Origin of the sequence: Pseudomonas idahonensis (genome assembly GCF_037903935.1) — a bacterium.
Classification (GTDB): domain Bacteria; phylum Pseudomonadota; class Gammaproteobacteria; order Pseudomonadales; family Pseudomonadaceae; genus Aquipseudomonas; species Aquipseudomonas danubii.
The window spans coordinates 6,095,064-6,119,943 of record NZ_CP149586.1; the positions used below are offsets into that span (position 1 = coordinate 6,095,064).

Consider the following 24,880-nt stretch of genomic DNA (forward strand, 5'->3'; position numbering starts at 1 on the left):
CGCAAACCGGTATCCACGCCTTATGCAGTCAGAACTGCGACTGCAGGTAGTTCTCCAGCCCGATGGATTTGATCAGGCCCAACTGCTTCTCCAGCCAGTAGGTGTGATCTTCCTCGGTATCTGCCAACTGGATACGCAGAATATCGCGGCTGACGTAGTCCTTGTGCAGTTCACACAGCTCGATACCTTTGCACAGCGCAGCGCGAACCTTGTATTCAAGGCGCAAGTCGCTGGCCAGCATGTCCGGCACCGTGGTCCCGGTGTCGAGATCGTCAGGACGCATGCGCGGCGTGCCTTCCAGCATCAGAATGCGGCGCATCAGGGCATCGGCGTGTTGCGCCTCTTCTTCCATTTCGTGGTTGATACGCTCGTAGAGCTTGGTAAAGCCCCAGTCTTCGTACATCCGCGAGTGGATGAAATATTGGTCGCGTGCTGCCAGTTCGCCCGTCAGCAACGTGTTGAGGTAATCGATTACGTCCGGGTGACCTTGCATCGCCCTACATCTCCCTGCTTGAAAGTCGATAGTGTGAACCAAGCTGACTTGCAGGTCACTTAGAAATAACCGAAAAAGTGAAGATTATCTGAGAAAAGCAGTATAAATAACGCAAAAACCGCCCAAATGAGGGCGGTTCTGCTTCTTATTTAGACTTACTTGAGCGATACACCCAAAGCCTTGGCAATACCCTCGCCGTAAGCCGGGTCAGCCTTATAGAAATGTTGCAGCTGACGATCAACCACATCAGCAGTCACTCCAGTCATGGCACCGGCAATGTTGCTGATCAACAGAGCCTTCTGCTCAACACTCATCAAGCGGAACAGAGCTCCTGCATGACTGTAATAGTCGGTGTCTTCGCGATGATCGTAGCGGTCTGCACCACCGCTAAGGGCCAGGGGCGGTTCTGCGTAGCGTGGAGCCTGCTTAGGCGCATCGCTGTAGCTGTTGGGCTCGTAGTTCGGCGCAGCACCGCCATTGCTTCCGAAAGCCATGGAGCCGTCGCGCTGATAGCTGTTCACCGGGCTCAGCGGCGCATTCACTGGCAGTTGCTGGTGATTGGTACCAACGCGATAACGGTGAGCATCGGCGTAAGCAAACACCCGGCCCTGCAGCATGCGATCTGGAGAAAGCCCGACCCCTGGCACCATGTTGCTTGGTCCGAAAGCGGCCTGTTCGACCTCAGCGAAGTAGTTCAGCGGATTGCGGTTCAACTCCAACTCGCCAACCTCGATCAACGGGAACTCCTTCTGCGACCAGGTCTTGGTCACATCGAACGGGTTCTCATAGTGCGCCGCGGCTTGCGCCTCAGTCATGATCTGGATGCACACGCTCCACTTCGGAAAGTCGCCGCGCTCGATCGCGTTGAACAGGTCGCGCTGAGCGTAATCCGGATCGGTACCCGCCAGACGTGCAGCCTCTGCCGGCGCCAGGTTCTTGATGCCTTGCTTGGTCTTGTAGTGCCACTTGACCCAGTGCCGCTCGCCCTTGGCGTTTATCAGGCTGTAGGTGTGACTGCCAAAGCCGTGCATATGACGGTAGCCGTCTGGAATGCCCCGATCGGAAAACAGAATGGTTACCTGGTGCAGCGCCTCAGGCGAATGCGACCAGAAATCCCACATCATCTGAGCACTTTTCAGGTTGCTCTGAGGAAGGCGCTTCTGAGTGTGGATGAAATCGGGAAACTTCAGCGGGTCACGAATGAAGAAGACCGGGGTGTTGTTACCCACGATGTCCCAGTTGCCTTCTTCGGTGTAGAACTTGAGGGCAAAGCCGCGGGGATCGCGCTCGGTGTCAGCCGAACCACGTTCGCCGCCTACTGTAGAGAAACGCAGGAAGGTCGGAGTTTTCTTGCCAATCGCTTCAAACAACTTGGCACTGGTGTATTGGGTGATGTCGCGAGAGACCGTGAAAGTGCCGTAGGCACCCGAGCCCTTGGCGTGCACGCGACGCTCAGGGATATTCTCGCGATTGAAATGGGCGAGCTTTTCGATCAGATGAAAATCGTCGAGAAGCAGCGGGCCACGAGGGCCGGCGGAACGGGAATTCTGGTTATCAGCGACAGGAGCGCCACTAGCGGTAGTAAGAGTTTTGGTCTGGCTCATGCACAATCTTCCTCTGTCAGTCTGTGAAACTGCCGGCTAATCGGCTGACGAAGAGTATTGACCACCAGTGTTACAACATCCAATGCATTACACATTAGCTAACGATAGAAATATCTAATACATAAAGACACAAAAAACCGGGCACTAGGCCCGGTTCCTTGTTTCAGACTGACGTCTTACTCAGCGGATACAGCTTCACCGCCGACAGCACGATCAACCAGTTCAACGTACGCCATAGGAGCGTTGTCGCCAGCGCGGAAACCGCACTTGAGGATGCGCAGGTAGCCACCCTCACGGGTAGCGTAACGCTTGCCCAGGTCGTTGAAGAGCTTACCAACGATAGCTTTCGAACGAGTACGGTCGAAAGCCAGACGGCGGTTAGCCAGGCTGTCTGTCTTGGCCAAAGTGATCAGCGGCTCGGCAACGCGGCGCAGTTCTTTAGCTTTCGGCAGTGTAGTTTTGATCAGCTCGTGCTCGAACAGCGACACCGCCATGTTCTGGAACATGGCCTTGCGGTGCGAGCTGGTGCGGCTCAGGTGACGCCCACTTTTACGATGACGCATGGTTCATTCCTTACCAAACACAACGTTCGGTGATTACGACGATCAGGCAGTCGCCTTGTCGTCCTTCTTAAGACTTGCAGGCGGCCAGTTGTCGAGGCGCATGCCGAGGGACAGACCGCGGGAGGCCAGAACGTCCTTGATTTCGGTCAAGGATTTCTTGCCCAGGTTCGGAGTCTTCAACAGTTCTACTTCGGTACGCTGAATCAGGTCGCCGATGTAGTAAATGTTTTCCGCCTTAAGGCAGTTAGCCGAACGTACAGTCAGTTCCAGATCGTCAACCGGGCGAAGCAGGATCGGATCGATCTCGTCTTCCTGCTCGACTACCACTGGCTCACTGTCACCTTTGAGGTCGACGAACGCAGCCAACTGCTGTTGCAGAATGGTTGCAGCACGACGGATAGCCTCTTCAGGATCCAGAGTACCGTTGGTTTCCAGATCAATAACCAGCTTGTCCAGGTTAGTACGCTGCTCGACACGGGCGTTTTCCACCACGTATGCGATACGGCGAACCGGACTGAACGAAGAGTCGAGCTGCAAGCGACCAATGCTGCGGCTTTCGTCTTCATCGCTCTGACGCGAGTCGGCCGGTTCATAACCACGACCACGAGCTACTACGAGCTTCATGTTCAGGGCGCCGTTAGACGCCAGGTTAGCGATTACGTGATCGGGGTTAACGATCTCGACATCATGATCCAGCTGAATATCGGCAGCGGTAACCACCCCCGAACCCTTCTTCGACAAGGTCAGCGTAACTTCGTCACGGCCGTGCAGCTTGATAGCCAGACCTTTAAGGTTCAACAGGATTTCAATTACGTCTTCCTGTACACCTTCGATGGCGCTGTACTCGTGGAGCACACCGTCAATCTCGGCCTCGACTACTGCACAGCCGGGCATTGAGGACAACAGGATGCGGCGCAGCGCGTTGCCCAGGGTGTGGCCAAAACCACGCTCGAGAGGCTCGAGGGTGATCTTGGCGCGGGTTGGACTGACAACCTGCACATCAATGTGGCGGGGTGTCAGGAACTCATTTACCGAAATCTGCATGGATGCACCTATTTTCTAGCCCTTACTTGGAGTAGAGCTCGACAATCAGGCTTTCGTTGATGTCGGCGGACAGATCACTGCGAGCTGGAACGTTCTTGAAAACGCCCGACTTCTTCTCAGTGTCTACTTCTACCCATTCTACGCGGCCACGTTGAGCACACAGATCGAGAGCTTGGACAATGCGAAGTTGATTTTTTGCTTTCTCGCGAACAGCAACCACGTCACCAGCACGAACCTGGTAGGACGGAACGTTAACGGTCTGACCGTTTACGCTGATCGACTTGTGCGATACCAGCTGACGGGATTCGGCACGAGTAGAACCGAAGCCCATGCGGTATACAACGTTGTCCAGACGGCATTCGAGCAGTTGCAACAGGTTTTCGCCGGTTGCGCCCTTCTTGCCAGCTGCTTGTTTGTAGTAGCCGCTGAATTGACGCTCGAGCACGCCGTAGATACGACGAACTTTTTGCTTTTCACGCAGCTGAGTACCGTAGTCGGATTGACGACCACGACGCTGGCCGTGGATGCCAGGAGCTGCTTCGATGTTGCACTTGGATTCGATAGCGCGCACGCCGCTCTTCAGGAAGAGATCGGTGCCTTCGCGACGAGCCAGTTTGCATTTTGGACCAATGTAACGAGCCATTCTTTACAATCTCCTGGATTACACGCGGCGCTTCTTCGGCGGACGGCACCCGTTGTGCGGGATTGGCGTCACGTCGGTGATGCTGGCGATCTTGTAGCCACAGCCGTTCAAAGCGCGGACTGCGGATTCACGACCTGGACCTGGGCCCTTGACGTTAACGTCGAGGTTCTTCAGGCCATATTCCAGCGCAGCTTGACCAGCACGCTCGGCAGCTACTTGAGCAGCGAACGGGGTGGACTTGCGAGAACCGCGGAAACCCGAACCACCGGAGGTTGCCCAGGAAAGAGCGTTACCTTGACGGTCGGTAATGGTCACGATGGTGTTGTTGAAAGACGCGTGGATGTGGGCGATGCCATCAACCACTGTCTTTTTAATCTTTTTACGAGGACGAGCAGCAGGTTTTGCCATGACTAAATTCCTGTCGATTCGCTGGTGCGATTACTTGCGGATCGGCTTACGCGGACCTTTGCGAGTACGCGCGTTGGTCTTGGTACGCTGACCGCGCACTGGAAGACCACGACGATGGCGCAGACCGCGGTAGCAGCCCAGATCCATCAAGCGTTTGATTTTCATGTTGATTTCGCGACGCAGGTCACCTTCAGTGGTGAACTTCGCCACTTCGCCACGCAGCTGTTCAATTTGCTCGTCGCTCAGATCCTTGATCTTCGCAGCTGGGTTGACCCCAGTCACTGCACAGATTTTCTGCGCAGTAGTGCGACCAACACCATAGATGTAGGTCAGCGAGATAACAGTATGCTTGTTATCTGGAATGTTAACGCCTGCAATACGGGCCATTCAGTGGGACTCCAATTGACAGCTACCTACGCCCCGGAAGCCAAGAAATAGGGCGCGAGATAATATCGCTGTAATAACAAATAATCAACCCGGCAGCGCACTAGCTGCCGGGCTTGAAGCACAATCACACTCAGCCTTGGCGCTGTTTGTGACGCGGTTCCGCGCTGCAAATTACTCGAACAACACCTTCGCGGCGAATAATCTTGCAGTTACGGCACAGCTTTTTCACCGATGCACGAACTTTCATCACCAACTCCTCGAACCTTATGGATTAGCGCAGCATGCCGCTGCCGTAACCCTTCAGGTTGGCTTTCTTCATCAGGGATTCGTACTGGTGGGAAACGAGGTGCGATTGTACTTGCGACATAAAGTCCATAACAACCACGACCACGATCAGCAACGAGGTCCCGCCAAGGTAGAACGGAACGTTTGCAGCAACCACCAGGAACTGGGGCAACAGACACACGGCCGTCATATATAGAGCACCGAACATGGTCAAGCGGGTCAGAACGCCATCAATGTAGCGCGCCGACTGCTCACCTGGACGGATGCCCGGAATAAAGGCACCGGACTTCTTCAGGTTTTCCGCTACGTCTTTCGGATTGAACATCAACGCCGTATAGAAGAAGCAGAAGAAAATAATCCCTGCACTAAACAGCAGAATATTCAACGGCTGACCAGGAGCGATCGACTGCGAGATGTCCTGCAACCAGCCCATACCTTCAGACTGACCGAACCAGGCACCCAACGAAGCCGGAAACAGCAAAATGCTGCTCGCGAAGATAGCAGGAATTACACCGGCCATATTCACTTTCAGCGGCAAGTGGCTGGTCTGCGCAGCAAAAACCTTGCGGCCCTGCTGACGCTTGGCGTAGTGAACAGCAATACGACGCTGGCCACGCTCAATGAACACCACAAAACCGATAATCGCTACTGCCAGCAAACCGATCGCAACCAAGGCGAAAATGTTGATATCACCCTGACGCGCAGACTCGAAAGACTGCCCGATCGCTCTCGGAAGACCGGCGACGATACCTGCGAAAATCAACATCGAGATACCGTTGCCAACACCACGCTCAGTAATCTGCTCACCCAGCCACATCATGAACATCGCACCAGCCACAAACGTGGATACCGCGACGAAATGGAAGCCAAAGTCACCAGTGAACGCAACGCCCTGCCCTGCCAGACCAACGGACATGCCGATGGCCTGAACCAGAGCTAGGACGACAGTGCCGTAGCGGGTGTACTGGCTGATCTTGCGACGGCCAGCTTCACCTTCCTTCTTCAACTGCTCCAACTGCGGACTGACGGCTGTCATAAGTTGCATGATGATCGAAGCCGAGATGTACGGCATGATCCCCAGTGCAAAAATGCTCATCCGCTCCAGCGCGCCGCCGGAAAACATGTTGAACAAGCTAAGAATGGTCCCCTCATTCTGTCGAAACAGGTCTGCGAGTCGGTCCGGGTTGATACCTGGAACCGGGATGTGTGCGCCTATTCGGTAGACGATAATCGCCAGGAACAGAAAACGCAGACGAGCCCAGAGTTCAGACATACCGCCTTTGCCGAGCGCAGAGAGAGCACCTTGCTTAGCCATTTATTCCTCGAACTTGCCGCCAGCTGCTTCGATAGCCGCACGCGCACCTTTGGTGGCTGCGATACCCTTGATGGTCACAGCGCGAGTAACTTCGCCGGACAGCATGATTTTCACACGCTGAACGTTCTGGTTAATCACGTTGGCATCTTTCAGGGACTGCACGGTGACGATGTCGCCTTCCACTTTGGCCAGTTCGGACAGACGCACTTCTGCGCGGTCCATGGCTTTCAGGGAAACGAAACCGAACTTCGGCAGGCGACGATGCAGCGGCTGTTGACCGCCTTCAAAGCCTGGAGCGATGGTGCCACCGGAGCGGGAAGTCTGACCTTTGTGACCACGGCCACCAGTCTTACCCAAACCACTACCGATACCACGGCCCGGACGATGCTTTTCGCGACGGGAACCCGGCGCTGGACTCAGATCATTGAGTTTCATCGATTAACCCTCGACACGCAGCATGTAGTAAGCCTTGTTGATCATCCCGCGATTCTCGGGAGTATCTTGGACTTCTACAGTGTGACCGATGCGACGCAGGCCCAGACCCTTAACGCACAGTTTGTGGTTAGGGATACGGCCGGTCATGCTTTTGATCAGCGTTACTTTAACGGTAGCCATGATCAGATGATCTCCTGGACGCTTTTGCCACGCTTGGCGGCAATGGATTCAGGGGACTGCATAGCCTTCAAACCTTTGAAAGTGGCATGAACCACGTTTACTGGGTTAGTCGAGCCGTAGCACTTGGCCAGAACGTTCTGAACACCAGCAACTTCGAGGACAGCACGCATAGCGCCGCCAGCGATGATACCGGTACCTTCAGAAGCAGGCTGCATGTACACCTTGGAAGCGCCATGAGCGGACTTCATAGCGTACTGCAGAGTGGTGCCGTTCAGATCAACTTGGATCATGTTGCGGCGAGCAGCTTCCATTGCCTTCTGGATCGCAGCAGGCACTTCACGCGACTTGCCACGGCCGAAGCCAACACGGCCCTTACCATCACCAACCACGGTCAACGCGGTGAAAGTGAAGATACGGCCGCCTTTAACGGTTTTGGCTACGCGGTTAACTTGAACCAGCTTCTCGATGTAGCCTTCGTCGCGCTTTTGGTCGTTATTTGACATAACTTAGAACTCCAGCCCAGCTTCACGAGCAGCATCAGCCAGCGCCTTGACGCGGCCGTGGTACTTGAAGCCAGAGCGGTCGAAAGCCACCTGCGAGACGCCAGCGGCTTTTGCACGCGTAGCGACCAGCTGGCCAACCTTAGTGGCCGCGTCGATGTTGCCAGTGGCGCCATCACGCAGTTCTTTATCCAAAGTCGAGGCACTCGCCAGGACTTTGTTGCCGTCGGCCGAAATGACCTGGGCGTAGATGTGCTGCGAAGAGCGGAACACGCAGAGACGCACGACTTCGAGTTCGTGCATTTTCAGGCGTGCTTTGCGAGCGCGACGCAGTCGAGTAACTTTTTTGTCGGTCATTTGCTATGCCCTACTTCTTCTTGGCTTCTTTACGACGGACGACTTCGTCCGCGTAGCGCACACCTTTACCTTTGTAAGGCTCTGGTGGACGGAAGTCGCGGATCTCAGCGGCCACTTGACCTACCAGCTGCTTATCGATGCCCTTGATCAGGATATCGGTCTGGCTAGGAGTCTCAGCGGTGATGCCTTCCGGCAGTTCGTAATCCACTGGATGCGAGAAGCCGAGGGCCAGGTTCAGCACTGTGCCTTTTGCTTGTGCCTTGTAACCAACACCGACCAGCTGGAGCTTACGCTCGAAGCCTTGGCTAACGCCTTGGACCATGTTGTTTACCAGAGCACGAGTGGTACCGGCCATTGCACGAGTTTGTTGGTCGCCATTGCGAGCAGCGAAACGCAGCTCACCAGCTTCCTCAACAATTTCAACGGACGAGTGAACGTTCAGTTCGAGAGTGCCCTTGGCACCCTTCACCGAAAGCTGTTGGCCGGCGAATTTAACTTCGACACCAGCTGGCAGCTTAACGGGGTTCTTAGCGACGCGAGACATGCTTATCCCCCCTTAGAACACAGTGCAAAGAACTTCGCCGCCGACACCGGCAGCGCGCGCAGCACGATCAGTCATCACACCTTTGTTGGTGGAGACGATAGACACGCCAAGACCGCCACGTACTTTCGGCAGCTCTTCAACGGACTTGTACTGACGCAGGCCTGGACGGCTAACGCGCTTCACTTCCTCGATGACCGGACGGCCTTCGAAGTATTTCAGCTCGATGGACAGCAGAGGTTTGATTTCGCTGCTGATCTGATAACCCGCGATGTAACCTTCGTCCTTCAGGACTTTTGCTACAGCCACCTTCAGCGTGGAAGACGGCATGCTTACGACGGACTTTTCAGCCATCTGGGCATTACGGATTCGAGTTAGCATGTCCGCTAACGGGTCCTGCATACTCATGGGCTAGATGCTCCTGATACAAAAAGAATTAGCCTTGCGGCTACAACTGTCGCCGAGAAATTCCGGGCAAAAAACACGGGCTCAGGCGAGCCGGTCATTCTAGACACACCCCAGAAATGAATCAAGCCCCAAAAGGGGCTTGATTCAGATTCAAAGCCACCGGTGATCGGGATCTTACGAACCCGAACACCGCGACTTTGATAGCTATTACCAGCTGGCTTTAACCAGACCTGGTACGTCACCACGCATTGCAGCTTCACGCAGCTTGTTACGGCCAAGGCCGAACTTGCGGTAAACGCCGTGCGGACGACCAGTCAGGCGGCAGCGGTTACGCATGCGCGAGGCACTTGCGTCACGTGGCTGCTTCTGCAGCGCTACGGTAGCTTCCCAACGGGCTTCTGGACTTGCGTTCAGATCCACGATGATAGCTTTCAGCGCTGCACGCTTGGTGGCGTACTTGGCAACAGTAAGCTGACGCTTCAGCTCACGGTTTTTCATGCTCTTCTTGGCCATTTTCCTACTCCAATCAGTTGCGGAACGGGAATTTGAAAGCACGCAGCAGAGCGCGGCCTTCATCATCGTTCTTAGCAGTGGTGGTCAGGGTAATGTCCAGACCGCGGAGAGCATCGATCTTGTCGTAATCGATTTCCGGGAAAATGATCTGCTCTTTCACGCCCATGCTGTAGTTACCACGACCATCGAAGGACTTGGCATTCAGGCCGCGGAAGTCGCGAACCCGAGGCAGGGAGATCGACAGCAGACGATCCAGGAACTCGTACATACGCTCACGGCGCAGGGTCACTTTGACGCCGATCGGCCATCCTTCGCGGACTTTGAAGCCAGCGATGGATTTACGAGCGTAGGTCACAACGACTTTCTGGCCGGTGATCTTTTCCAGGTCAGCAACAGCATGCTCGATGACTTTTTTGTCGCCGATTGCTTCGCCCAGACCCATGTTCAGGGTGATTTTGGTAACGCGCGGAACTTCCATCACGTTCGAAAGCTTAAGTTCTTCCTTAAGTTTCGGAGCGATTTCCTTCCGGTAAATCTCTTTTAGTCGTGCCATGGTCTTCTACCTAGCAGTGTTCAAGCATCAACCGCTTTTTGGGTCGACTTGAAGACACGAATTTTTTTGCCGTCTTCTACTTTGAAACCAACGCGGTCAGCCTTGTTGGTTTCGCCGTTGAAAATGGCGACGTTGGAAGCGTGCAGTGGCGCTTCTTTCTCGACGATACCGCCCTGTACGCCCGACATCGGGTTAGGCTTGGTATGACGCTTGACCAGGTTCAGGCCACCGACAACCAGACGGTCATCAGCCAGAACTTTAAGCACCTTACCGCGCTTACCTTTGTCTTTGCCGGCGATCACGATGATCTCGTCGTCACGACGAATCTTTTGCATGTCGGATCTCCTTACAGCACTTCTGGGGCGAGCGAGACGATCTTCATGAACTTCTCAGTACGAAGTTCACGGGTCACTGGCCCAAAGATACGGGTGCCGATCGGCTCTTGCTTGTTGTTCAACAGAACAGCAGCGTTGCCATCAAAGCGGATGATGGAGCCGTCTGCACGACGAACACCATGGCGAGTGCGGACTACAACTGCAGTCATCACTTGGCCTTTTTTCACCTTACCGCGAGGAATTGCTTCCTTGACGGTAACTTTGATGATGTCACCGATACCAGCGTAACGACGATGGGAGCCACCCAGCACCTTGATGCACATAACGCGGCGAGCGCCGCTGTTATCGGCCACATCGAGCATGGATTGAGTCTGAATCATATAATTTCTCCGACCCCTAGCCCTTAGACTTCCACAGCGCGTTCGAGAACATCAACCAGAGCCCAAGACTTGGTCTTGGCCATCGGACGAGTTTCACGAATAGTGACTTTGTCGCCGATGTGGCACTGATTGGTTTCGTCGTGCGCGTGCAGCTTAGTCGAACGCTTAACGTATTTACCGTAGATAGGGTGCTTAACGCGACGCTCGATCAGAACGGTGATGGTCTTGTCCATCTTGTCGCTGACAACACGGCCAGTCAGCGTACGGACAGTTTTTTCGGCTTCAGCCATGATTACTTACCTGCCTGCTGGTTGAGCACAGTCTTCACGCGAGCGATGTCACGCTTAACTTGCGAGAGCAGATGAGACTGCCCCAACTGGCCAGTTGCTTTCTGCATACGCAGATTGAACTGGTCGCGCAGCAGGCCGAGCAGTTGCTCGTTCAGCTGCTGTGCGGATTTTTCACGAAGTTCATTCGCTTTCATCACATCACCGTCCGCTTAACAAAGGAGGTGGCGAGCGGCAGCTTTGCAGCAGCCAGGGCGAAAGCCTCACGCGCCAGCTCTTCAGAAACACCCTCGATTTCATACAGGACTTTGCCTGGCTGAATCTGGGCAACCCAGTATTCGACGTTACCCTTACCTTTACCCATCCGAACTTCGAGTGGCTTCTTGGAAATAGGCTTGTCCGGGAATACACGGATCCAGATCTTGCCACCACGTTTTACGTGACGGGTCAGAGCACGACGCGCTGACTCGATCTGACGAGCAGTGAGACGACCACGAGCAACAGACTTCAGCGCGAACTCGCCGAAGCTGACTTTGCTACCGCGCAATGCCAGACCACGGTTGTGGCCGGTCATTTGCTTGCGGAACTTCGTACGCTTTGGTTGCAACATTTGGCGTACCCCTTACTTAGCAGCTTTTTTACGAGGCGCAGGTGCTTGCGGCTTCAGCTCTTCTTGGCGACCACCAATTACTTCGCCTTTGAAGATCCAAACCTTCACACCGATCACACCATAAGTGGTGTGAGCTTCGTAGGTGGCATAGTCGATATCGGCACGCAGGGTGTGCAGTGGCACACGACCTTCGCGATACCATTCAGTACGTGCGATTTCAGCACCGCCGAGACGACCGCTCACTTGGATTTTGATGCCTTTGGCACCAATGCGCATGGCGTTCTGTACGGCGCGCTTCATAGCACGACGGAACATTACGCGACGCTCCAGCTGCTGAGCTACGCTCTGCGCAACCAGCATACCGTCGAGCTCCGGCTTGCGGATCTCTTCGATATTGATGTGCACAGGCACACCCATTTGCTTGGTCAGGTCCTGACGCAGCTTCTCAACATCTTCACCTTTCTTGCCGATCACGATGCCGGGACGAGCGGTGTGGATGGTGATGCGTGCAGTTTGAGCCGGACGATGGATATCGATACGGCTTACGGACGCGCTTTTTAGTTTGTCTTGGAGATACTCACGCACATTCAGATCTGCGAGCAAATAGTCCGCATAAGTCCGACCGTCTGCGTACCAGACGGAGGTGTGCTCCTTGACGATTCCCAGGCGAATGCCAATGGGATGTACTTTCTGACCCATCTCTTCGACTCCGTTACTTGTCAGCAACCTTGACAGTGATATGGCAAGACCGCTTGACGATGCGATCAGCACGGCCTTTGGCACGTGGCATGATGCGCTTCAGCGAACGCCCTTCGTTGACGAAAACGGTGGAGACCTTCAGGTCATCAACGTCTGCGCCTTCGTTATGCTCGGCGTTGGCTACGGCCGACTCCAGCACTTTCTTCATGATCTCGGCGGCTTTCTTACTGCTGAAAGCCAACAGGTTGAGCGCTTCGCCCACCTTCTTCCCGCGGATCTGGTCGGCGACCAAGCGGGCTTTCTGGGCGGAGATTCGAGCGCCCGACAACTTAGCGGCTACTTCCATCATTCCTTACCCCTTAACGCTTGGCTTTCTTGTCAGCCACGTGCCCGCGATATGTACGGGTACCGGCGAACTCGCCCAGTTTGTGGCCGACCATGTCTTCGTTCACGAGAACTGGAACATGTTGACGACCGTTATGCACAGCGATGGTCAGACCGACCATTTGTGGCAGGATCATGGAACGGCGCGACCAGGTCTTAACTGGTTTGCGATCGTTCTTTTCCGCCGCCACTTCGATCTTCTTCAGTAGGTGAAGATCAATAAAAGGACCTTTTTTCAGAGAACGTGGCACTGTCGTATCCCTCTATTTACTTGCGACGACGGACGATCATTTTGTCGGTACGCTTATTACCACGAGTCTTCGCGCCCTTAGTCGGGAAGCCCCATGGCGATACCGGATGACGACCACCAGAGGTACGACCTTCACCACCACCATGTGGGTGGTCAACCGGGTTCATGGCAACACCACGAACGGTTGGGCGAACGCCACGCCAGCGTTTGGCACCAGCTTTACCCAGCGAACGCAGGCTGTGCTCGGAGTTCGAGACTTCACCCAGGGTCGCACGGCATTCAGCCAGCACTTTACGCATCTCACCAGAACGCAGACGCAGGGTCACGTAGACGCCTTCACGAGCGACCAGCTGAGCCGAAGCACCAGCCGAACGAGCGATTTGCGCGCCTTTACCTGGCTTCAGTTCGATGCCGTGTACGGTGCTACCAACTGGAATGTTGCGCAGTTGCAGAGCGTTGCCCGGCTTGATCGGTGCCAGAGCACCTGCGATCAGCTGGTCGCCAGCGCTCACACCCTTAGGGGCGATGATGTAGCGACGCTCGCCATCTGCGTACAGCAGCAGAGCGATGTGAGCAGTACGGTTTGGATCGTATTCGATACGCTCGACAGTGGCAGCGATGCCATCTTTGTCGTTGCGACGGAAGTCGACCAGACGGTAATGCTGCTTATGACCACCACCAACGTGACGAGTGGTAATGCGGCCATTGTTGTTACGACCACCAGACTTCGATTTCTTCTCGAGCAGCGGTGCGTGAGGAGCGCCTTTATGCAGCTCCTGGTTGACCACCTTGACCACAAAACGGCGGCCAGGGGAAGTCGGTTTGCATTTAACGATTGCCATGATGCACCCCTTCCTTACTCAGCACTGCTGCTGAAATCGAGATCTTGGCCTGGCTGAAGGGAGATAACTGCCTTCTTCCAGTCATTACGCTTGCCCAGACCGCGAGCGGTACGCTTACTCTTACCCAGAACGTTCAGGGTAGTAACGCGCTCCACTTTCACGCTGAACAGGCTTTCGACGGCCTTCTTGATTTCCAGCTTGGTTGCGTCAGTAGCAACCTTGAAAACGAACTGGCCTTTCTTGTCTGCCAGAACCGTAGCCTTCTCGGAAACGTGCGGGCCAAGCAGAACTTTAAATACGCGTTCCTGGTTCATCCCAGCAGCTCCTCGAATTTCTTCACGGCCGACACAGTGATCAACACTTTGTCGTATGCGATCAGACTAACTGGATCGGAACCTTGCACGTCACGAACATCAACGTGTGGCAGGTTACGAGCAGCCAGGTACAGGTTCTGATCAACAGCGTCCGACACGATCAGAACGTCGGTCAGGCTCATGTTGTTCAGTTTGCCCAGCAGATCTTTGGTTTTCGGAGTTTCAACAGCGAAATCCTGAACCACGACCAGACGATCAGTACGCACCAGCTCAGCAAGGATGGAACGCATTGCTGCGCGATACATCTTCTTGTTCAGCTTCTGGGAGTGATCCTGAGGACGAGCTGCGAAAGTGGTACCGCCGCCACGCCAGATTGGGCTACGGATAGTACCGGCACGAGCGCGGCCAGTACCTTTCTGACGCCATGGGCGCTTGCCGCCACCGGAAACGTCGGAACGGGTCTTTTGCTGCTTGCTACCTTGACGGCCGCCAGCCATGTAGGCCACGACTGCTTGGTGAACCAGCGTCTCGTTGAATTCGCCGCCAAATGTCAGTTCGGAAACTTCGATCGCTTGAGCGTCATTTACATTTAATTGCATGTCAGCTTCCCCTTAACCGCGAGCCTTGGCCGCCGGACGTACAACCAGGTTGCCGCCAGTAGCGCCAGGAACAGCACCCTTGACCAACAACAGATTGCGTTCAGCGTCGACGCGCACTACTTCCAGGGACTGCACGGTCACGCGCTCAGCGCCCATATGACCGGACATTTTTTTGCCCTTGAATACACGACCAGGAGTCTGGCACTGGCCAATAGAGCCCGGGACGCGGTGGGAAACGGAGTTACCGTGGGTGTTATCTTGACCGCGGAAATTCCAACGCTTGATGGTACCGGCGAAGCCTTTACCTTTCGACTGACCGGTAACATCTACCAGTTGGCCAGCTGCGAAGATTTCTGCATTGATCAGATCGCCAGCTTGGTACTCGCCTTCTTCAAGACGGAATTCCCAAACGCCACGACCGGCAGCAACGTTCGCTTTAGCGAAGTGACCTGCTTGAGCAGCAGTCACGCGCGAAGCACGACGCTCACCTACAGTGACTTGCACTGCACGATAGCCATCGGTTTCTTCAGTTTTGAACTGGGTGACGCGATTCGGCTCGATCTCAATGACCGTGACCGGAATGGAGACACCTTCTTCGGTGAAAATACGGGTCATACCGCATTTACGACCGACTACACCAATAGTCATGTTGTAAACCTCATGAGTGTACGGGGCTTTCACCCGCTATGGCCGCCCATTTCAGAGCGTTACACGACTAAGACCGAGTCTTAGCCGAGGCTGATCTGCACTTCCACACCTGCCGCAAGATCAAGCTTCATAAGAGCATCAACGGTTTTATCCGTTGGCTGGACGATGTCCAGTACGCGCTTATGAGTACGGATCTCGTACTGGTCACGCGCGTCTTTGTTGACGTGCGGGGAGACCAGAACGGTGAACCGCTCTTTACGGGTAGGCAGTGGAATTGGACCACGCACTTGAGCACCAGTACGTTTCGCGGTTTCCACGATTTCCTGGGTGGATTGGTCGATCAGGCGATGGTCGAAAGCCTTCAACCTGATACGGATTTGCTGATTTTGCATTGGATTTCAGACTCCAGGCTGCTATTCCCACCGGGCGCAATACGCCCGTTAAAAGGAGGCGCAATTCTATAGACGGCCCCACAGAGTGTCAACCCAATAAAAAAGCCCCCGCAAGCGGGGGCTTCTTCATGAGTCGTCGATTACTCGATAACTTTGGCTACGACGCCGGCGCCGACGGTACGACCGCCTTCACGGATAGCGAAACGCAGACCATCTTCCATCGCGATGGTTTTGATCAGAGTGACAGTCATCTGGATGTTGTCACCTGGCATTACCATTTCAACGCCTTCTGGCAGCTCGCAGTTACCGGTCACGTCAGTAGTACGGAAGTAGAACTGTGGACGGTAGCCTTTGAAGAACGGAGTATGACGGCCGCCTTCTTCTTTGCTCAGAACATAAACTTCAGCGGTGAACTTGGTGTGCGGCTTAACGGTGCCTGGCTTAACCAGAACCTGGCCACGCTCAACGTCGTCACGCTTGGTACCACGCAGCAGAACGCCGCAGTTCTCGCCAGCACGACCTTCGTCGAGCAGCTTGCGGAACATTTCAACGCCAGTGCAGGTAGTCTTCTGAGTATCGCGCAGACCAACGATCTCAACTTCTTCCTGGATGCGAACGATGCCACGCTCAACACGGCCAGTTACCACGGTGCCACGACCGGAGATCGAGAATACGTCTTCGATTGGCATCAGGAACGGCTTGTCGATTGCACGCTCTGGCTCTGGGATGTAAGTATCCAGAGTCTCTACCAGACGCTTAACAGCGGTGGTACCCATTTCGTTGTCGTCTTGGCCGTTCAGGGCCATCAGAGCCGAACCGATGATGATCGGAGTGTCGTCACCTGGGAAGTCGTAAGTGCTCAGCAGGTCGCGCACTTCCATCTCAACCAGTTCCAGCAGCTCAGCGTCGTCAACCATGTCAGCCTTGTTCAGGAAGACAACGATGTACGGAACGCCTACCTGACGGGACAGCAGGATGTGCTCACGAGTTTGTGGCATCGGACCATCGGCAGCCGAGCAAACCAGGATCGCGCCGTCCATCTGGGCAGCACCGGTGATCATGTTTTTGACGTAGTCGGCGTGACCCGGGCAGTCAACGTGCGCGTAGTGACGAATGTGCGAATCGTACTCTACGTGTGCAGTGTTGATGGTGATACCACGAGCTTTTTCTTCTGGGGCACTGTCGATCTTGTCGAAGTCAACACGAGCCGAACCGAAAACTTCGGAGCAAACGCGAGTCAGAGCAGCAGTCAGAGTGGTTTTACCGTGGTCAACGTGACCGATAGTGCCAACGTTGACGTGCGGTTTGTTACGTTCAAATTTTTCTTTAGCCACGACAATTAACTCCTAGCCTAAAGGGGAGACTGAATCAGCCTTGTTTTTTAACGAGAGCTTCGACGATGTTCGACGGAGCTTCGGCGTATTTGGAGAATTCCATGGAGTAGCTCGCGCGACCCTGAGACATGGAACGAACGTCAGTTGCATAACCGAACATTTCACCCAGTGGAACTTCAGCACGGATAACCTTGCCGGACACCGAGTCATCCATACCCTGAATCAGACCACGACGACGGTTCAGGTCACCCATCACGTCACCCATGTAGTCCTCTGGGGTTACTACTTCAACCTTCATGATCGGCTCGAGCACAACGCCGCCACCCTTCTGGGCCAGCTGCTTGGTCGCCATGGAGGCCGCCACCTTGAACGCCATCTCGTTGGAGTCGACGTCATGGTAGGAACCATCGAACACGGTAGCCTTCAGGCCGATCAGCGGATAACCGGCAACGACGCCGTTCTTCATCTGCTCTTCGATACCCTTCTGGATAGCCGGGATGTATTCCTTAGGAACCACACCACCAACAACTTCGTTGGTGAAGACCAGACCTTCGGTGATGTTGCCGTTCGCATCGACGTCCGGCTCCGAGAAACGGATCCAGCAGTGACCGAACTGACCGCGACCGCCGGATTGACGAACGAACTTGCCTTCGATCTCGACGTTGCTCTTGCTGATCTTCTCGCGGTACGAAACCTGCGGCTTGCCGATGTTGGCTTCGACGTTGAACTCGCGCTTCATGCGATCAACGAGGATGTCCAGGTGCAGCTCACCCATACCGGAAATGATGGTCTGACCGGTCTCTTCGTCGGTCTTGACGCGGAACGACGGGTCTTCCTGAGCCAGCTTGCCCAGTGCAATACCCATCTTTTCCTGGTCCTGCTTGGTTTTCGGCTCTACCGCTACCGAAATCACAGGCTCAGGGAAGTCCATACGCTCAAGAATGATCTGCTTGTCGAGATCGCACAGAGTGTCACCAGTGGTGACGTCCTTCATGCCGATCAGGGCAGCGATATCGCCTGCACGCACTTCCTTGATCTCCTCACGCTGGTTGGCGTGCATCTGCACCATACGACCAACGCGCTCTTTCTTGCCCTTGACCGAGTTGATCACGGAGTCGCCCGAGCTCAGGAAGCCCGAGTAAACGCGCACGAAAGTCAGAGTACCAACGAACGGGTCGGTAGCGATCTTGAATGCCAGAGCCGAGAACGGTTCAGAATCGTCAGCGTGACGTTCGTCGTAATCAGCCTCTACCAGCTCATCCTTCGGTTTCTCGATGAGATCCGGATGGATACCTTTGATCGCCGGGATCTCGGTAGGAGCAGGCAGGAAGTCGATAACGGCGTCGAGAACCAGGGGAACACCCTTGTTCTTGAACGAAGAGCCGCAGACTGCCGGAACGATTTCGCTAGCCAGGGTGCGCGCACGCAGACCAGCCTTGATCTCTTCGACAGTCAAGTCACCTTCTTCAAGGTACTTGTTCATCAACTCTTCGTTGGCTTCAGCAGCAGCTTCAACCATGTTGGAGCGCCACTCGTTAGCCAGGTCCAGCATATCGGCAGGAATTTCTTCCTCGCGATAGGTAGTACCCTTGTCGTCGTCGTTCCAGTAGATAGCCTTCATCTTGATCAGATCAACCTGACCTTCGAAGTTATCTTCAGCGCCGATAGCCAGCTGAACCGGAACCGGGGTGTGACCCAGGCGGTTTTTGATCTGACCAACAACGCGCAGGAAGTTAGCGCCGGCACGGTCCATCTTGTTCACGTAAACAACACGTGGAACGCCGTACTTGTTGGCTTGACGCCATACGGTTTCAGACTGAGGCTCAACACCGGAAGTACCGCAGAACACAACGACCGCGCCGTCGAGTACGCGCAGCGAACGCTCTACTTCGATGGTGAAGTCTACGTGGCCAGGGGTATCGATAACGTTTACACGATAGTTATCGTATTGGCCGCGCGAACCTTTCCAGAAGGTAGTTACAGCAGCGGAGGTAATGGTAATACCCCGCTCCTGCTCCTGCACCATCCAGTCGGTGGTAGCAGCGCCGTCATGCACCTCACCCATCTTATGGCTGAGACCTGTGTAAAACAGGATCCGCTCGGTAGTGGTAGTCTTGCCCGCGTCAACGTGGGCACAGATACCGATGTTACGGTAGCGGTTGATTGCTGTAGTACGAGCCATAAAGCCCTCGCAAAATGAATGATGCTGAGATTAGAAGCGGTAGTGCGAGAAAGCCTTGTTGGCTTCAGCCATACGGTGAACGTCTTCACGCTTCTTAACTGCAGCACCTTTGCCTTCGGCAGCGTCCAGCAGTTCGCCAGCCAAACGCAGAGCCATAGACTTCTCGCCGCGCTTGCGGGCGAAGTCTACCAACCAGCGCATTGCCAGAGCGTTACGACGGGACGGACGAACTTCGACCGGAACCTGGTAAGTAGCACCGCCTACACGGCGCGACTTCACTTCGACCAGCGGAGCGATGGCGTCGAGAGCTTTCTCGAAGATTTCCAGGGGATCGCTGTTCTTGCGCTCTTTAACTTTTTCCAGCGCGCCATAAACGATACGCTCGGCAACGGCTTTCTTACCGCTTTCCATTACGTGGTTCATGAACTTGGCGAGGATCTGGCTTCCGTATTTCGGATCGTCCAGAATCTCACGTTTGGCTGCTACGCGACGTCTTGGCATTGATAAGCCCTCAAACGGTCTTCAGGTTAGCTCGGGACAGTTGATCCAATGGACGCGTGCCCGACCTTACTCTTATCGACTCAATATAATTAAAAACTGCAAAACGGCCGATTACTTCGGACGCTTGGTACCGTACTTCGAACGACCTTGGTTACGACCTTTAACGCCGGAGGTATCCAGGGAGCCGCGAACGGTGTGGTAACGAACACCTGGCAAGTCTTTTACACGGCCGCCACGAATCAGTACGACGCTGTGTTCTTGCAGGTTGTGGCCTTCACCACCGATGTACGAGGAAACCTCGAAACCGTTGGTCAGACGCACACGGCATACTTTACGCAGTGCCGAGTTAGGTTTTTTCGGCGTAGTGGTATACACGCGAGTGCACACGCCACGACGTTGCGGGCAGTTCTGCAGCGCAGGTACGTCGGATTTCTCGACGATACGCTTACGCGGCTGACGTACCAGCTGGTTGATAGTTGCCATCTACTAGCTCCACTGTTGTCTTTCGACATAAACAAAATGGCAGAGCACAAGCTCCACCAAATTTAGGGGTACAAGAGTCTAAAGAGGATCTTGCCCCCAGTCAAGGCAAGGCCCCGGGCTCCCCGATCAGCGAACCTCGACAAAAAGTGTCTCGATTCTCAGTCGGAAAAACCGGGGCCCCATCTCAATCTATTGCAGACCTCAGTTACCGCTGGAGTTCAGCGCTTCAGTCAGTGCTGCTTCGACTTCACTCGCGCTCACGCGCAGAGGCTTGTCTGCATCACGACGACGCTTGCGCTCGCTGTGGTAAGCCAGGCCGGTACCGGCCGGGATCAGACGACCCACAACCACGTTTTCCTTCAGGCCGCGCAGGTAGTCACGCTTGCCGGTCACTGCCGCTTCGGTCAGTACACGAGTGGTCTCTTGGAAAGAGGCCGCCGAGATGAACGACTCAGTGGACAAGGACGCCTTAGTAATACCCAGCAATACGCGGGTGAACTTGGAGATGAACTTGTCTTCAGCGCTCAGACGCTCGTTTTCTACCAGTACGTGAGTCAGTTCCATCTGGTCGCCCTTGATGAAGCTGGAGTCGCCAGACTCGGCAATCTCAACCTTACGCAACATCTGACGCAGGATGGTCTCGATGTGCTTGTCGTTGATCTTCACGCCTTGCAGACGGTAAACGTCCTGGATCTCGTTGACGATGTACTTGGCCAGCGCACTTACACCCAGCAGACGCAGGATGTCGTGTGGATCGCTCGGACCGTCGGAGATAACTTCGCCGCGGTTCACTTGTTCGCCTTCGAAGACGTTCAGGTGACGCCACTTCGGAATCAGCTCCTCATACGGATCGCTACCGTCGTTCGGGGTAATGACCAGGCGGCGTTTGCCTTTGGTCTCTTTACCGAACGCGATGGTGCCGCTGACTTCAGCCAGAATCGAGGCCTCTTTCGGACGACGAGCTTCGAACAAGTCGGCAACACGCGGCAGACCACCGGTGATGTCACGGGTCTTCGAAGTCTCTTGCGGAATACGAGCGATAACATCACCGATCGCAATCTGCGCACCGTCAGCAACACCTACAAGTGCGTTAGCCGGCAAGAAGTACTGGGCCGGTACGTCAGTACCTGGCAGCAGCAGATCCTTGCCATCCATACCCACCATCTTCACGGCTGGACGAATGTCCTTACCGGCAGCTGGACGGTCTTTGACGTCAAGTACTTCAATGTTGGTCATACCGGTCAATTCGTCAGTCTGACGCTTGATCGTGATGCCTTCTTCCATGCCCACGTAGGTCACGGTACCTTTCATTTCGGTAACGATTGGGTGAGTGTGCGGATCCCACTTGGCCACGATGGCACCAGCGTCGACCTTATCGCCTTCCTTCACCGAAATCACAGCACCGTAAGGCAGCTTGTAGCGCTCGCGCTCACGACCGAAGTCGTCGGCAATTGCCAGCTCGCCAGAACGGGATACAGCTACCAGGTGACCGTCAACACGCTCAACATGCTTCAGGTTATGCAGACGGACGGTACCGCCATTCTTCACCTGTACGCTGTCCGCTGCCGAGGTCCGGCTTGCCGCACCACCGATGTGGAACGTACGCATGGTCAGCTGGGTACCCGGCTCACCGATGGACTGGGCAGCAATTACGCCTACCGCTTCACCAATGTTCACCAGGTGGCCGCGAGCCAAGTCACGACCGTAGCACTTGGCACAGATGCCGTAGCGGGTTTCGCAACTGATCGGCGAACGCACGATCACTTCGTCGATGCTGTTCAGCTCGATGAACTCAACCCACTTCTCGTCTACCAGAGTGCCAGCAGGAACGATGACGTCCTCGGTACCTGGCTTGAATACGTCACGGGCGATAACACGACCCAATACGCGCTCACCCAGCGGCTCTACAACGTCACCGCCTTCAATGTGCGGAGTCATCAGCAGGCCGTGTTCGGTGCCGCAATCGATCTCGGTTACAACCAGATCCTGCGCCACGTCTACCAGACGACGAGTCAGGTAACCGGAGTTCGCAGTTTTCAACGCGGTATCCGCCAGACCTTTACGAGCACCGTGAGTCGAGATGAAGTACTGGAGTACGCTCAGACCTTCACGGAAGTTCGCAGTAATCGGCGTTTCGATGATGGAGCCGTCCGGCTTGGCCATCAGACCACGCATACCGGCCAGCTGGCGGATCTGTGCAGCGGAACCCCGCGCACCCGAGTCAGCCATCATGTACATCGAGTTGAACGATTCTTGCTCGACTTCGTCGCCATTGCGGTCGATGACTTTCTCTTTCGAGAGGTTGGCCATCATCGCCTTGGATACTTCGTCGTTGGCTTTCGACCAAAGGTCGATCACCTTGTTGTACTTCTCGCCCTGGGTTACCAGGCCGGAGGCGTACTGGCTCTCGATTTCTTTCACTTCGTCGGTGGCAGCACCGATGATGCGGGCTTTTTCATCCGGGATAACGAAGTCGTTAACACCGATGGAAACGCCGGAAATGGTCGAGTAAGCGAAACCGGTGTACATCAACTGGTCAGCGAAGATCACGGTCTCTTTCAGACCTACCACGCGGTAGCACTGGTTGATCAGCTTGGAGATCGCCTTCTTCTTCATCGGCAGATTGACGACGTCGAACGACAGACCTTTCGGCACAACCTGGAACAGCAGCGCACGGCCGACAGTGGTGTCGACGATACGGGTAGCGCTGACGCTGCCGCCATCACGATCGTTAACGGTTTCGTTGATACGAACCTTGATCTTGGCGTGCAGAGCCGCTTCGCCGGCGCGGAATACGCGGTCGACTTCCTGCAGGTCGGCGAACACACGACCTTCGCCCTTGGCGTTGATCGCTTCACGGGTCATGTAATACAGACCCAATACAACGTCCTGCGACGGAACGATGATTGGCTCACCGTTGGCTGGCGACAGAATGTTGTTGGTCGACATCATCAACGCACGCGCTTCCAGCTGGGCTTCCAGCGTCAGCGGTACGTGCACGGCCATTTGGTCGCCGTCGAAGTCGGCGTTGTACGCAGCACAGACCAGAGGGTGCAGCTGGATAGCCTTACCTTCGATCAGTACCGGTTCAAACGCCTGGATACCCAGACGGTGAAGGGTCGGTGCACGGTTGAGCAGCACGGGGTGTTCGCGAATCACTTCAGCGAGAACGTCCCAAACTTCCGGCAGCTCGCGCTCGACCATCTTCTTGGCGGCTTTGATGGTGGTAGCGAGACCACGCATTTCCAGCTTGCCGAAAATGAACGGCTTGAACAGCTCGAGAGCCATCTTCTTCGGCAGACCGCACTGGTGCAGACGCAGGGTCGGGCCTACGGTAATTACCGAACGACCGGAGTAGTCAACACGCTTACCGAGCAAGTTCTGACGGAAACGACCTTGCTTACCCTTGATCATGTCAGCCAGGGATTTCAGAGGACGCTTGTTGGAGCCGGTAATAGCGCGGCCACGACGACCGTTGTCGAGCAAGGCGTCGACAGCTTCCTGCAACATACGCTTTTCGTTGCGCACGATGATGTCCGGAGCGGACAGATCAAGCAGGCGCTTCAAGCGGTTGTTACGGTTGATCACTCGACGATACAGGTCGTTGAGGTCGGAAGTCGCAAAGCGACCGCCATCCAGCGGAACCAGTGGACGCAGATCTGGCGGTAGAACCGGCAGAACGGTCAACACCATCCACTCTGGCAGGTTGCCGGAGCCCTGGAAGGCTTCCATCAACTTCAGACGCTTGGACAGCTTCTTGATCTTGGTTTCCGAGTTAGTTTGCGGAATCTCTTCACGCAGACGGCCAATCTCGTGCTCCAGGTCGATAGCGTGCAGCAGCTCGCGGACAGCCTCGGCACCCATGCGGGCGTCGAAGTCATCACCGAACTCTTCCAGCGCTTCGAAGTACTGCTCGTCGTTCAGCAACTGACCCTTTTCCAGGGTGGTCATACCTGGATCGATAACAACGTAGCTCTCGAAATAGAGAACGCGCTCGATATCACGCAGGGTCATGTCCATCAGCAGGCCGATACGGGACGGCAGCGACTTCAGGAACCAGATGTGGGCAACCGGCGAAGCCAGTTCGATGTGCGCCATGCGCTCACGACGAACCTTGGCCAGTGCAACTTCAACGCCGCACTTCTCGCAGATCACGCCGCGATGCTTCAAGCGCTTGTACTTACCGCACAGGCACTCGTAATCCTTTACCGGGCCAAAGATCTTGGCGCAGAACAGGCCGTCACGCTCAGGCTTGAACGTACGGTAGTTGATGGTTTCCGGCTTTTTAACTTCGCCGAACGACCAAGAACGGATCATCTCAGGCGAGGCCAATCCAATACGGATGGCGTCGAACTCTTCGACTTGACCCTGGTTTTTCAGCAAATTCAGTAGGTCTTTCAAGGCCTTTCCT

The 24,880-nt window shown here is 55.1% G+C and carries 35 protein-coding genes; all 35 read right to left on the bottom strand.

The annotated features are described in order from the left end of the window. Positions 1–28 precede the first annotated feature (28 nt). Positions 29–493, bottom strand: a complete 465-nt coding sequence (gene bfr, locus WIN67_RS27540; protein WP_025129396.1) for a bacterioferritin — start codon at positions 491–493, stop codon at positions 29–31. 155 nt (positions 494–648) lie between these two features. Then, positions 649–2,097, bottom strand: a complete 1,449-nt coding sequence (locus WIN67_RS27545; RefSeq protein ID WP_339070315.1) for a catalase — start codon at positions 2,095–2,097, stop codon at positions 649–651. Positions 2,098–2,273: 176 nt separating this feature from the next. Then, complete coding sequence (gene rplQ, locus WIN67_RS27550) at positions 2,274–2,660, bottom strand: 50S ribosomal protein L17 (RefSeq protein WP_007924175.1); 387 nt, start codon at positions 2,658–2,660, stop codon at positions 2,274–2,276. A 42-nt stretch (positions 2,661–2,702) separates the two neighbouring features. Further along, the gene (locus WIN67_RS27555) at positions 2,703–3,704 is read right to left on the bottom strand and encodes a DNA-directed RNA polymerase subunit alpha (protein ID WP_007970428.1); all 1,002 of its coding nucleotides are present in this window, start codon (positions 3,702–3,704) and stop codon (positions 2,703–2,705) included. Between the two features lie 22 nt (positions 3,705–3,726). Then, complete coding sequence (gene rpsD, locus WIN67_RS27560; RefSeq protein ID WP_011063772.1) at positions 3,727–4,347, bottom strand: 30S ribosomal protein S4; 621 nt, start codon at positions 4,345–4,347, stop codon at positions 3,727–3,729. 18 nt (positions 4,348–4,365) lie between these two features. Continuing rightward, a complete protein-coding gene (gene rpsK, locus WIN67_RS27565) occupies positions 4,366–4,755 on the bottom strand; it encodes a 30S ribosomal protein S11 (protein ID WP_007924177.1) in 390 nt (129 codons plus the stop codon). Positions 4,756–4,785: 30 nt separating this feature from the next. Continuing rightward, positions 4,786–5,142 (bottom strand): 30S ribosomal protein S13, encoded by a 357-nt coding sequence (rpsM, locus tag WIN67_RS27570; RefSeq protein WP_003186020.1) that lies wholly within the window; start codon positions 5,140–5,142, stop codon positions 4,786–4,788. A 130-nt stretch (positions 5,143–5,272) separates the two neighbouring features. After that, positions 5,273–5,389, bottom strand: a complete 117-nt coding sequence (gene rpmJ / locus WIN67_RS27575) for a 50S ribosomal protein L36 (RefSeq protein ID WP_002555468.1) — start codon at positions 5,387–5,389, stop codon at positions 5,273–5,275. A gap of 24 nt (positions 5,390–5,413) precedes the next feature. Next, entirely contained in the window at positions 5,414–6,742 is a 1,329-nt protein-coding gene (gene secY / locus WIN67_RS27580) for a preprotein translocase subunit SecY (protein WP_007924182.1), read from the bottom strand. Beyond that, positions 6,743–7,177, bottom strand: a complete 435-nt coding sequence (gene rplO, locus WIN67_RS27585; protein WP_007924183.1) for a 50S ribosomal protein L15 — start codon at positions 7,175–7,177, stop codon at positions 6,743–6,745. Between the two features lie 3 nt (positions 7,178–7,180). Further along, the gene (gene rpmD / locus WIN67_RS27590; protein WP_003176408.1) at positions 7,181–7,357 is read right to left on the bottom strand and encodes a 50S ribosomal protein L30; all 177 of its coding nucleotides are present in this window, start codon (positions 7,355–7,357) and stop codon (positions 7,181–7,183) included. 2 nt (positions 7,358–7,359) lie between these two features. Next, on the bottom strand, positions 7,360–7,860 hold the full coding sequence (gene rpsE, locus WIN67_RS27595; protein ID WP_007924184.1) for a 30S ribosomal protein S5: 501 nt from the start codon (positions 7,858–7,860) through the stop codon (positions 7,360–7,362). Between the two features lie 3 nt (positions 7,861–7,863). Further along, positions 7,864–8,214 (bottom strand): 50S ribosomal protein L18, encoded by a 351-nt coding sequence (rplR, locus tag WIN67_RS27600; protein ID WP_003186037.1) that lies wholly within the window; start codon positions 8,212–8,214, stop codon positions 7,864–7,866. 10 nt (positions 8,215–8,224) lie between these two features. Next, positions 8,225–8,758 carry a 50S ribosomal protein L6 gene (rplF, locus tag WIN67_RS27605; protein ID WP_025129400.1) on the bottom strand — a complete coding sequence of 178 codons (534 nt, stop codon included), beginning with the start codon at positions 8,756–8,758 and terminating at the stop codon, positions 8,225–8,227. A gap of 12 nt (positions 8,759–8,770) precedes the next feature. Beyond that, a complete protein-coding gene (rpsH, locus tag WIN67_RS27610; RefSeq protein ID WP_011063773.1) occupies positions 8,771–9,163 on the bottom strand; it encodes a 30S ribosomal protein S8 in 393 nt (130 codons plus the stop codon). Positions 9,164–9,370: 207 nt separating this feature from the next. Continuing rightward, the gene (rpsN, locus tag WIN67_RS27615) at positions 9,371–9,676 is read right to left on the bottom strand and encodes a 30S ribosomal protein S14 (protein ID WP_003228726.1); all 306 of its coding nucleotides are present in this window, start codon (positions 9,674–9,676) and stop codon (positions 9,371–9,373) included. Positions 9,677–9,689: 13 nt separating this feature from the next. Next, entirely contained in the window at positions 9,690–10,229 is a 540-nt protein-coding gene (gene rplE, locus WIN67_RS27620) for a 50S ribosomal protein L5 (protein WP_003210069.1), read from the bottom strand. Between the two features lie 20 nt (positions 10,230–10,249). Next, entirely contained in the window at positions 10,250–10,564 is a 315-nt protein-coding gene (gene rplX / locus WIN67_RS27625; RefSeq protein WP_007896770.1) for a 50S ribosomal protein L24, read from the bottom strand. A gap of 11 nt (positions 10,565–10,575) precedes the next feature. After that, positions 10,576–10,944 carry a 50S ribosomal protein L14 gene (rplN, locus tag WIN67_RS27630; protein ID WP_002555479.1) on the bottom strand — a complete coding sequence of 123 codons (369 nt, stop codon included), beginning with the start codon at positions 10,942–10,944 and terminating at the stop codon, positions 10,576–10,578. Positions 10,945–10,967: 23 nt separating this feature from the next. Beyond that, the gene (rpsQ, locus tag WIN67_RS27635; RefSeq protein ID WP_003194644.1) at positions 10,968–11,234 is read right to left on the bottom strand and encodes a 30S ribosomal protein S17; all 267 of its coding nucleotides are present in this window, start codon (positions 11,232–11,234) and stop codon (positions 10,968–10,970) included. 2 nt (positions 11,235–11,236) lie between these two features. After that, entirely contained in the window at positions 11,237–11,428 is a 192-nt protein-coding gene (gene rpmC, locus WIN67_RS27640) for a 50S ribosomal protein L29 (protein WP_002555481.1), read from the bottom strand. Beyond that, a complete protein-coding gene (gene rplP, locus WIN67_RS27645) occupies positions 11,428–11,841 on the bottom strand; it encodes a 50S ribosomal protein L16 (protein WP_003228729.1) in 414 nt (137 codons plus the stop codon). Before rplP ends, rpmC begins: the two co-directional genes overlap by 1 nt. Before the next feature lie 12 nt (positions 11,842–11,853). Continuing rightward, a complete protein-coding gene (rpsC, locus tag WIN67_RS27650) occupies positions 11,854–12,540 on the bottom strand; it encodes a 30S ribosomal protein S3 (protein ID WP_007924192.1) in 687 nt (228 codons plus the stop codon). A 13-nt stretch (positions 12,541–12,553) separates the two neighbouring features. Further along, complete coding sequence (gene rplV / locus WIN67_RS27655; protein ID WP_003103908.1) at positions 12,554–12,886, bottom strand: 50S ribosomal protein L22; 333 nt, start codon at positions 12,884–12,886, stop codon at positions 12,554–12,556. A gap of 13 nt (positions 12,887–12,899) precedes the next feature. After that, on the bottom strand, positions 12,900–13,175 hold the full coding sequence (rpsS, locus tag WIN67_RS27660) for a 30S ribosomal protein S19 (protein ID WP_002555486.1): 276 nt from the start codon (positions 13,173–13,175) through the stop codon (positions 12,900–12,902). Between the two features lie 16 nt (positions 13,176–13,191). Next, positions 13,192–14,016, bottom strand: coding sequence for a 50S ribosomal protein L2 (gene rplB, locus WIN67_RS27665; protein WP_011063775.1), 825 nt, complete (start codon positions 14,014–14,016; stop codon positions 13,192–13,194). 14 nt (positions 14,017–14,030) lie between these two features. Then, the gene (gene rplW / locus WIN67_RS27670) at positions 14,031–14,330 is read right to left on the bottom strand and encodes a 50S ribosomal protein L23 (RefSeq protein ID WP_002555488.1); all 300 of its coding nucleotides are present in this window, start codon (positions 14,328–14,330) and stop codon (positions 14,031–14,033) included. Then, positions 14,327–14,929, bottom strand: coding sequence for a 50S ribosomal protein L4 (gene rplD / locus WIN67_RS27675; RefSeq protein ID WP_007924200.1), 603 nt, complete (start codon positions 14,927–14,929; stop codon positions 14,327–14,329). Before rplD ends, rplW begins: the two co-directional genes overlap by 4 nt. 12 nt (positions 14,930–14,941) lie before the next feature. Then, on the bottom strand, positions 14,942–15,577 hold the full coding sequence (rplC, locus tag WIN67_RS27680) for a 50S ribosomal protein L3 (RefSeq protein ID WP_007924205.1): 636 nt from the start codon (positions 15,575–15,577) through the stop codon (positions 14,942–14,944). Between the two features lie 80 nt (positions 15,578–15,657). Continuing rightward, a complete protein-coding gene (rpsJ, locus tag WIN67_RS27685) occupies positions 15,658–15,969 on the bottom strand; it encodes a 30S ribosomal protein S10 (protein WP_003186070.1) in 312 nt (103 codons plus the stop codon). Between the two features lie 140 nt (positions 15,970–16,109). Further along, positions 16,110–17,303 carry an elongation factor Tu gene (tuf, locus tag WIN67_RS27690; RefSeq protein WP_060841339.1) on the bottom strand — a complete coding sequence of 398 codons (1,194 nt, stop codon included), beginning with the start codon at positions 17,301–17,303 and terminating at the stop codon, positions 16,110–16,112. Positions 17,304–17,337: 34 nt separating this feature from the next. Continuing rightward, positions 17,338–19,485: an elongation factor G gene (fusA, locus tag WIN67_RS27695; RefSeq protein ID WP_267268995.1), complete on the bottom strand. Its 2,148-nt coding sequence runs from the start codon at positions 19,483–19,485 to the stop codon at positions 17,338–17,340. A gap of 30 nt (positions 19,486–19,515) precedes the next feature. Continuing rightward, the gene (gene rpsG / locus WIN67_RS27700; RefSeq protein WP_007925959.1) at positions 19,516–19,986 is read right to left on the bottom strand and encodes a 30S ribosomal protein S7; all 471 of its coding nucleotides are present in this window, start codon (positions 19,984–19,986) and stop codon (positions 19,516–19,518) included. A 111-nt stretch (positions 19,987–20,097) separates the two neighbouring features. After that, positions 20,098–20,469 carry a 30S ribosomal protein S12 gene (gene rpsL / locus WIN67_RS27705; protein ID WP_003186084.1) on the bottom strand — a complete coding sequence of 124 codons (372 nt, stop codon included), beginning with the start codon at positions 20,467–20,469 and terminating at the stop codon, positions 20,098–20,100. Between the two features lie 201 nt (positions 20,470–20,670). Then, positions 20,671–24,870 carry a DNA-directed RNA polymerase subunit beta' gene (rpoC, locus tag WIN67_RS27710; RefSeq protein ID WP_102865259.1) on the bottom strand — a complete coding sequence of 1,400 codons (4,200 nt, stop codon included), beginning with the start codon at positions 24,868–24,870 and terminating at the stop codon, positions 20,671–20,673. Positions 24,871–24,880 lie beyond the last annotated feature (10 nt).

Excerpts from the sequence above, each read along its gene's own strand:
- rplO (WP_007924183.1), bottom strand. The coding sequence starts at position 7,177 with ATGAAACTCAATGATCTGAGTCCAGCGCCGGGTTCCCGTCGCGAAAAG.
- rpsH (WP_011063773.1), bottom strand. The coding sequence starts at position 9,163 with ATGAGTATGCAGGACCCGTTAGCGGACATGCTAACTCGAATCCGTAAT.
- rplB (WP_011063775.1), bottom strand. The coding sequence starts at position 14,016 with ATGGCAATCGTTAAATGCAAACCGACTTCCCCTGGCCGCCGTTTTGTG.
- rpsC (WP_007924192.1), bottom strand. The coding sequence starts at position 12,540 with ATGGGTCAGAAAGTACATCCCATTGGCATTCGCCTGGGAATCGTCAAG.
- secY (WP_007924182.1), bottom strand. The coding sequence starts at position 6,742 with ATGGCTAAGCAAGGTGCTCTCTCTGCGCTCGGCAAAGGCGGTATGTCT.
- rplN (WP_002555479.1), bottom strand. The coding sequence starts at position 10,944 with ATGATTCAGACTCAATCCATGCTCGATGTGGCCGATAACAGCGGCGCT.
- rplD (WP_007924200.1), bottom strand. The coding sequence starts at position 14,929 with ATGCAATTAAATGTAAATGACGCTCAAGCGATCGAAGTTTCCGAACTG.
- rpsJ (WP_003186070.1), bottom strand. The coding sequence starts at position 15,969 with ATGCAAAATCAGCAAATCCGTATCAGGTTGAAGGCTTTCGACCATCGC.
- rplV (WP_003103908.1), bottom strand. The coding sequence starts at position 12,886 with ATGGAAGTAGCCGCTAAGTTGTCGGGCGCTCGAATCTCCGCCCAGAAA.
- fusA (WP_267268995.1), bottom strand. The coding sequence starts at position 19,485 with ATGGCTCGTACTACAGCAATCAACCGCTACCGTAACATCGGTATCTGT.
- rpsG (WP_007925959.1), bottom strand. The coding sequence starts at position 19,986 with ATGCCAAGACGTCGCGTAGCAGCCAAACGTGAGATTCTGGACGATCCG.
- rpsL (WP_003186084.1), bottom strand. The coding sequence starts at position 20,469 with ATGGCAACTATCAACCAGCTGGTACGTCAGCCGCGTAAGCGTATCGTC.
- WIN67_RS27545 (WP_339070315.1), bottom strand. The coding sequence starts at position 2,097 with ATGAGCCAGACCAAAACTCTTACTACCGCTAGTGGCGCTCCTGTCGCT.
- rpsE (WP_007924184.1), bottom strand. The coding sequence starts at position 7,860 with ATGTCAAATAACGACCAAAAGCGCGACGAAGGCTACATCGAGAAGCTG.
- rpsM (WP_003186020.1), bottom strand. The coding sequence starts at position 5,142 with ATGGCCCGTATTGCAGGCGTTAACATTCCAGATAACAAGCATACTGTT.
- rpsD (WP_011063772.1), bottom strand. The coding sequence starts at position 4,347 with ATGGCTCGTTACATTGGTCCAAAATGCAAACTGGCTCGTCGCGAAGGC.
- WIN67_RS27555 (WP_007970428.1), bottom strand. The coding sequence starts at position 3,704 with ATGCAGATTTCGGTAAATGAGTTCCTGACACCCCGCCACATTGATGTG.
- rpmD (WP_003176408.1), bottom strand. The coding sequence starts at position 7,357 with ATGGCTACCGTTAAAGTAACGCTGATCAAAAGCATGACCGGCCGTATC.
- rplC (WP_007924205.1), bottom strand. The coding sequence starts at position 15,577 with ATGACTATTGGTGTAGTCGGTCGTAAATGCGGTATGACCCGTATTTTC.
- rpsQ (WP_003194644.1), bottom strand. The coding sequence starts at position 11,234 with ATGGCTGAAGCCGAAAAAACTGTCCGTACGCTGACTGGCCGTGTTGTC.
- rplR (WP_003186037.1), bottom strand. The coding sequence starts at position 8,214 with ATGACCGACAAAAAAGTTACTCGACTGCGTCGCGCTCGCAAAGCACGC.
- rplX (WP_007896770.1), bottom strand. The coding sequence starts at position 10,564 with ATGCAAAAGATTCGTCGTGACGACGAGATCATCGTGATCGCCGGCAAA.
- rplP (WP_003228729.1), bottom strand. The coding sequence starts at position 11,841 with ATGTTGCAACCAAAGCGTACGAAGTTCCGCAAGCAAATGACCGGCCAC.
- rplE (WP_003210069.1), bottom strand. The coding sequence starts at position 10,229 with ATGGCACGACTAAAAGAGATTTACCGGAAGGAAATCGCTCCGAAACTT.
- bfr (WP_025129396.1), bottom strand. The coding sequence starts at position 493 with ATGCAAGGTCACCCGGACGTAATCGATTACCTCAACACGTTGCTGACG.
- rpsK (WP_007924177.1), bottom strand. The coding sequence starts at position 4,755 with ATGGCAAAACCTGCTGCTCGTCCTCGTAAAAAGATTAAAAAGACAGTG.
- rplW (WP_002555488.1), bottom strand. The coding sequence starts at position 14,330 with ATGAACCAGGAACGCGTATTTAAAGTTCTGCTTGGCCCGCACGTTTCC.
- rpmC (WP_002555481.1), bottom strand. The coding sequence starts at position 11,428 with ATGAAAGCGAATGAACTTCGTGAAAAATCCGCACAGCAGCTGAACGAG.
- rplQ (WP_007924175.1), bottom strand. The coding sequence starts at position 2,660 with ATGCGTCATCGTAAAAGTGGGCGTCACCTGAGCCGCACCAGCTCGCAC.
- rplF (WP_025129400.1), bottom strand. The coding sequence starts at position 8,758 with ATGTCTCGCGTCGCTAAGAACCCCGTTAAGCTGCCAGCTGGTGTCGAA.
- rpmJ (WP_002555468.1), bottom strand. The coding sequence starts at position 5,389 with ATGAAAGTTCGTGCATCGGTGAAAAAGCTGTGCCGTAACTGCAAGATT.
- rpsN (WP_003228726.1), bottom strand. The coding sequence starts at position 9,676 with ATGGCCAAGAAGAGCATGAAAAACCGTGAGCTGAAGCGTCAGCTTACT.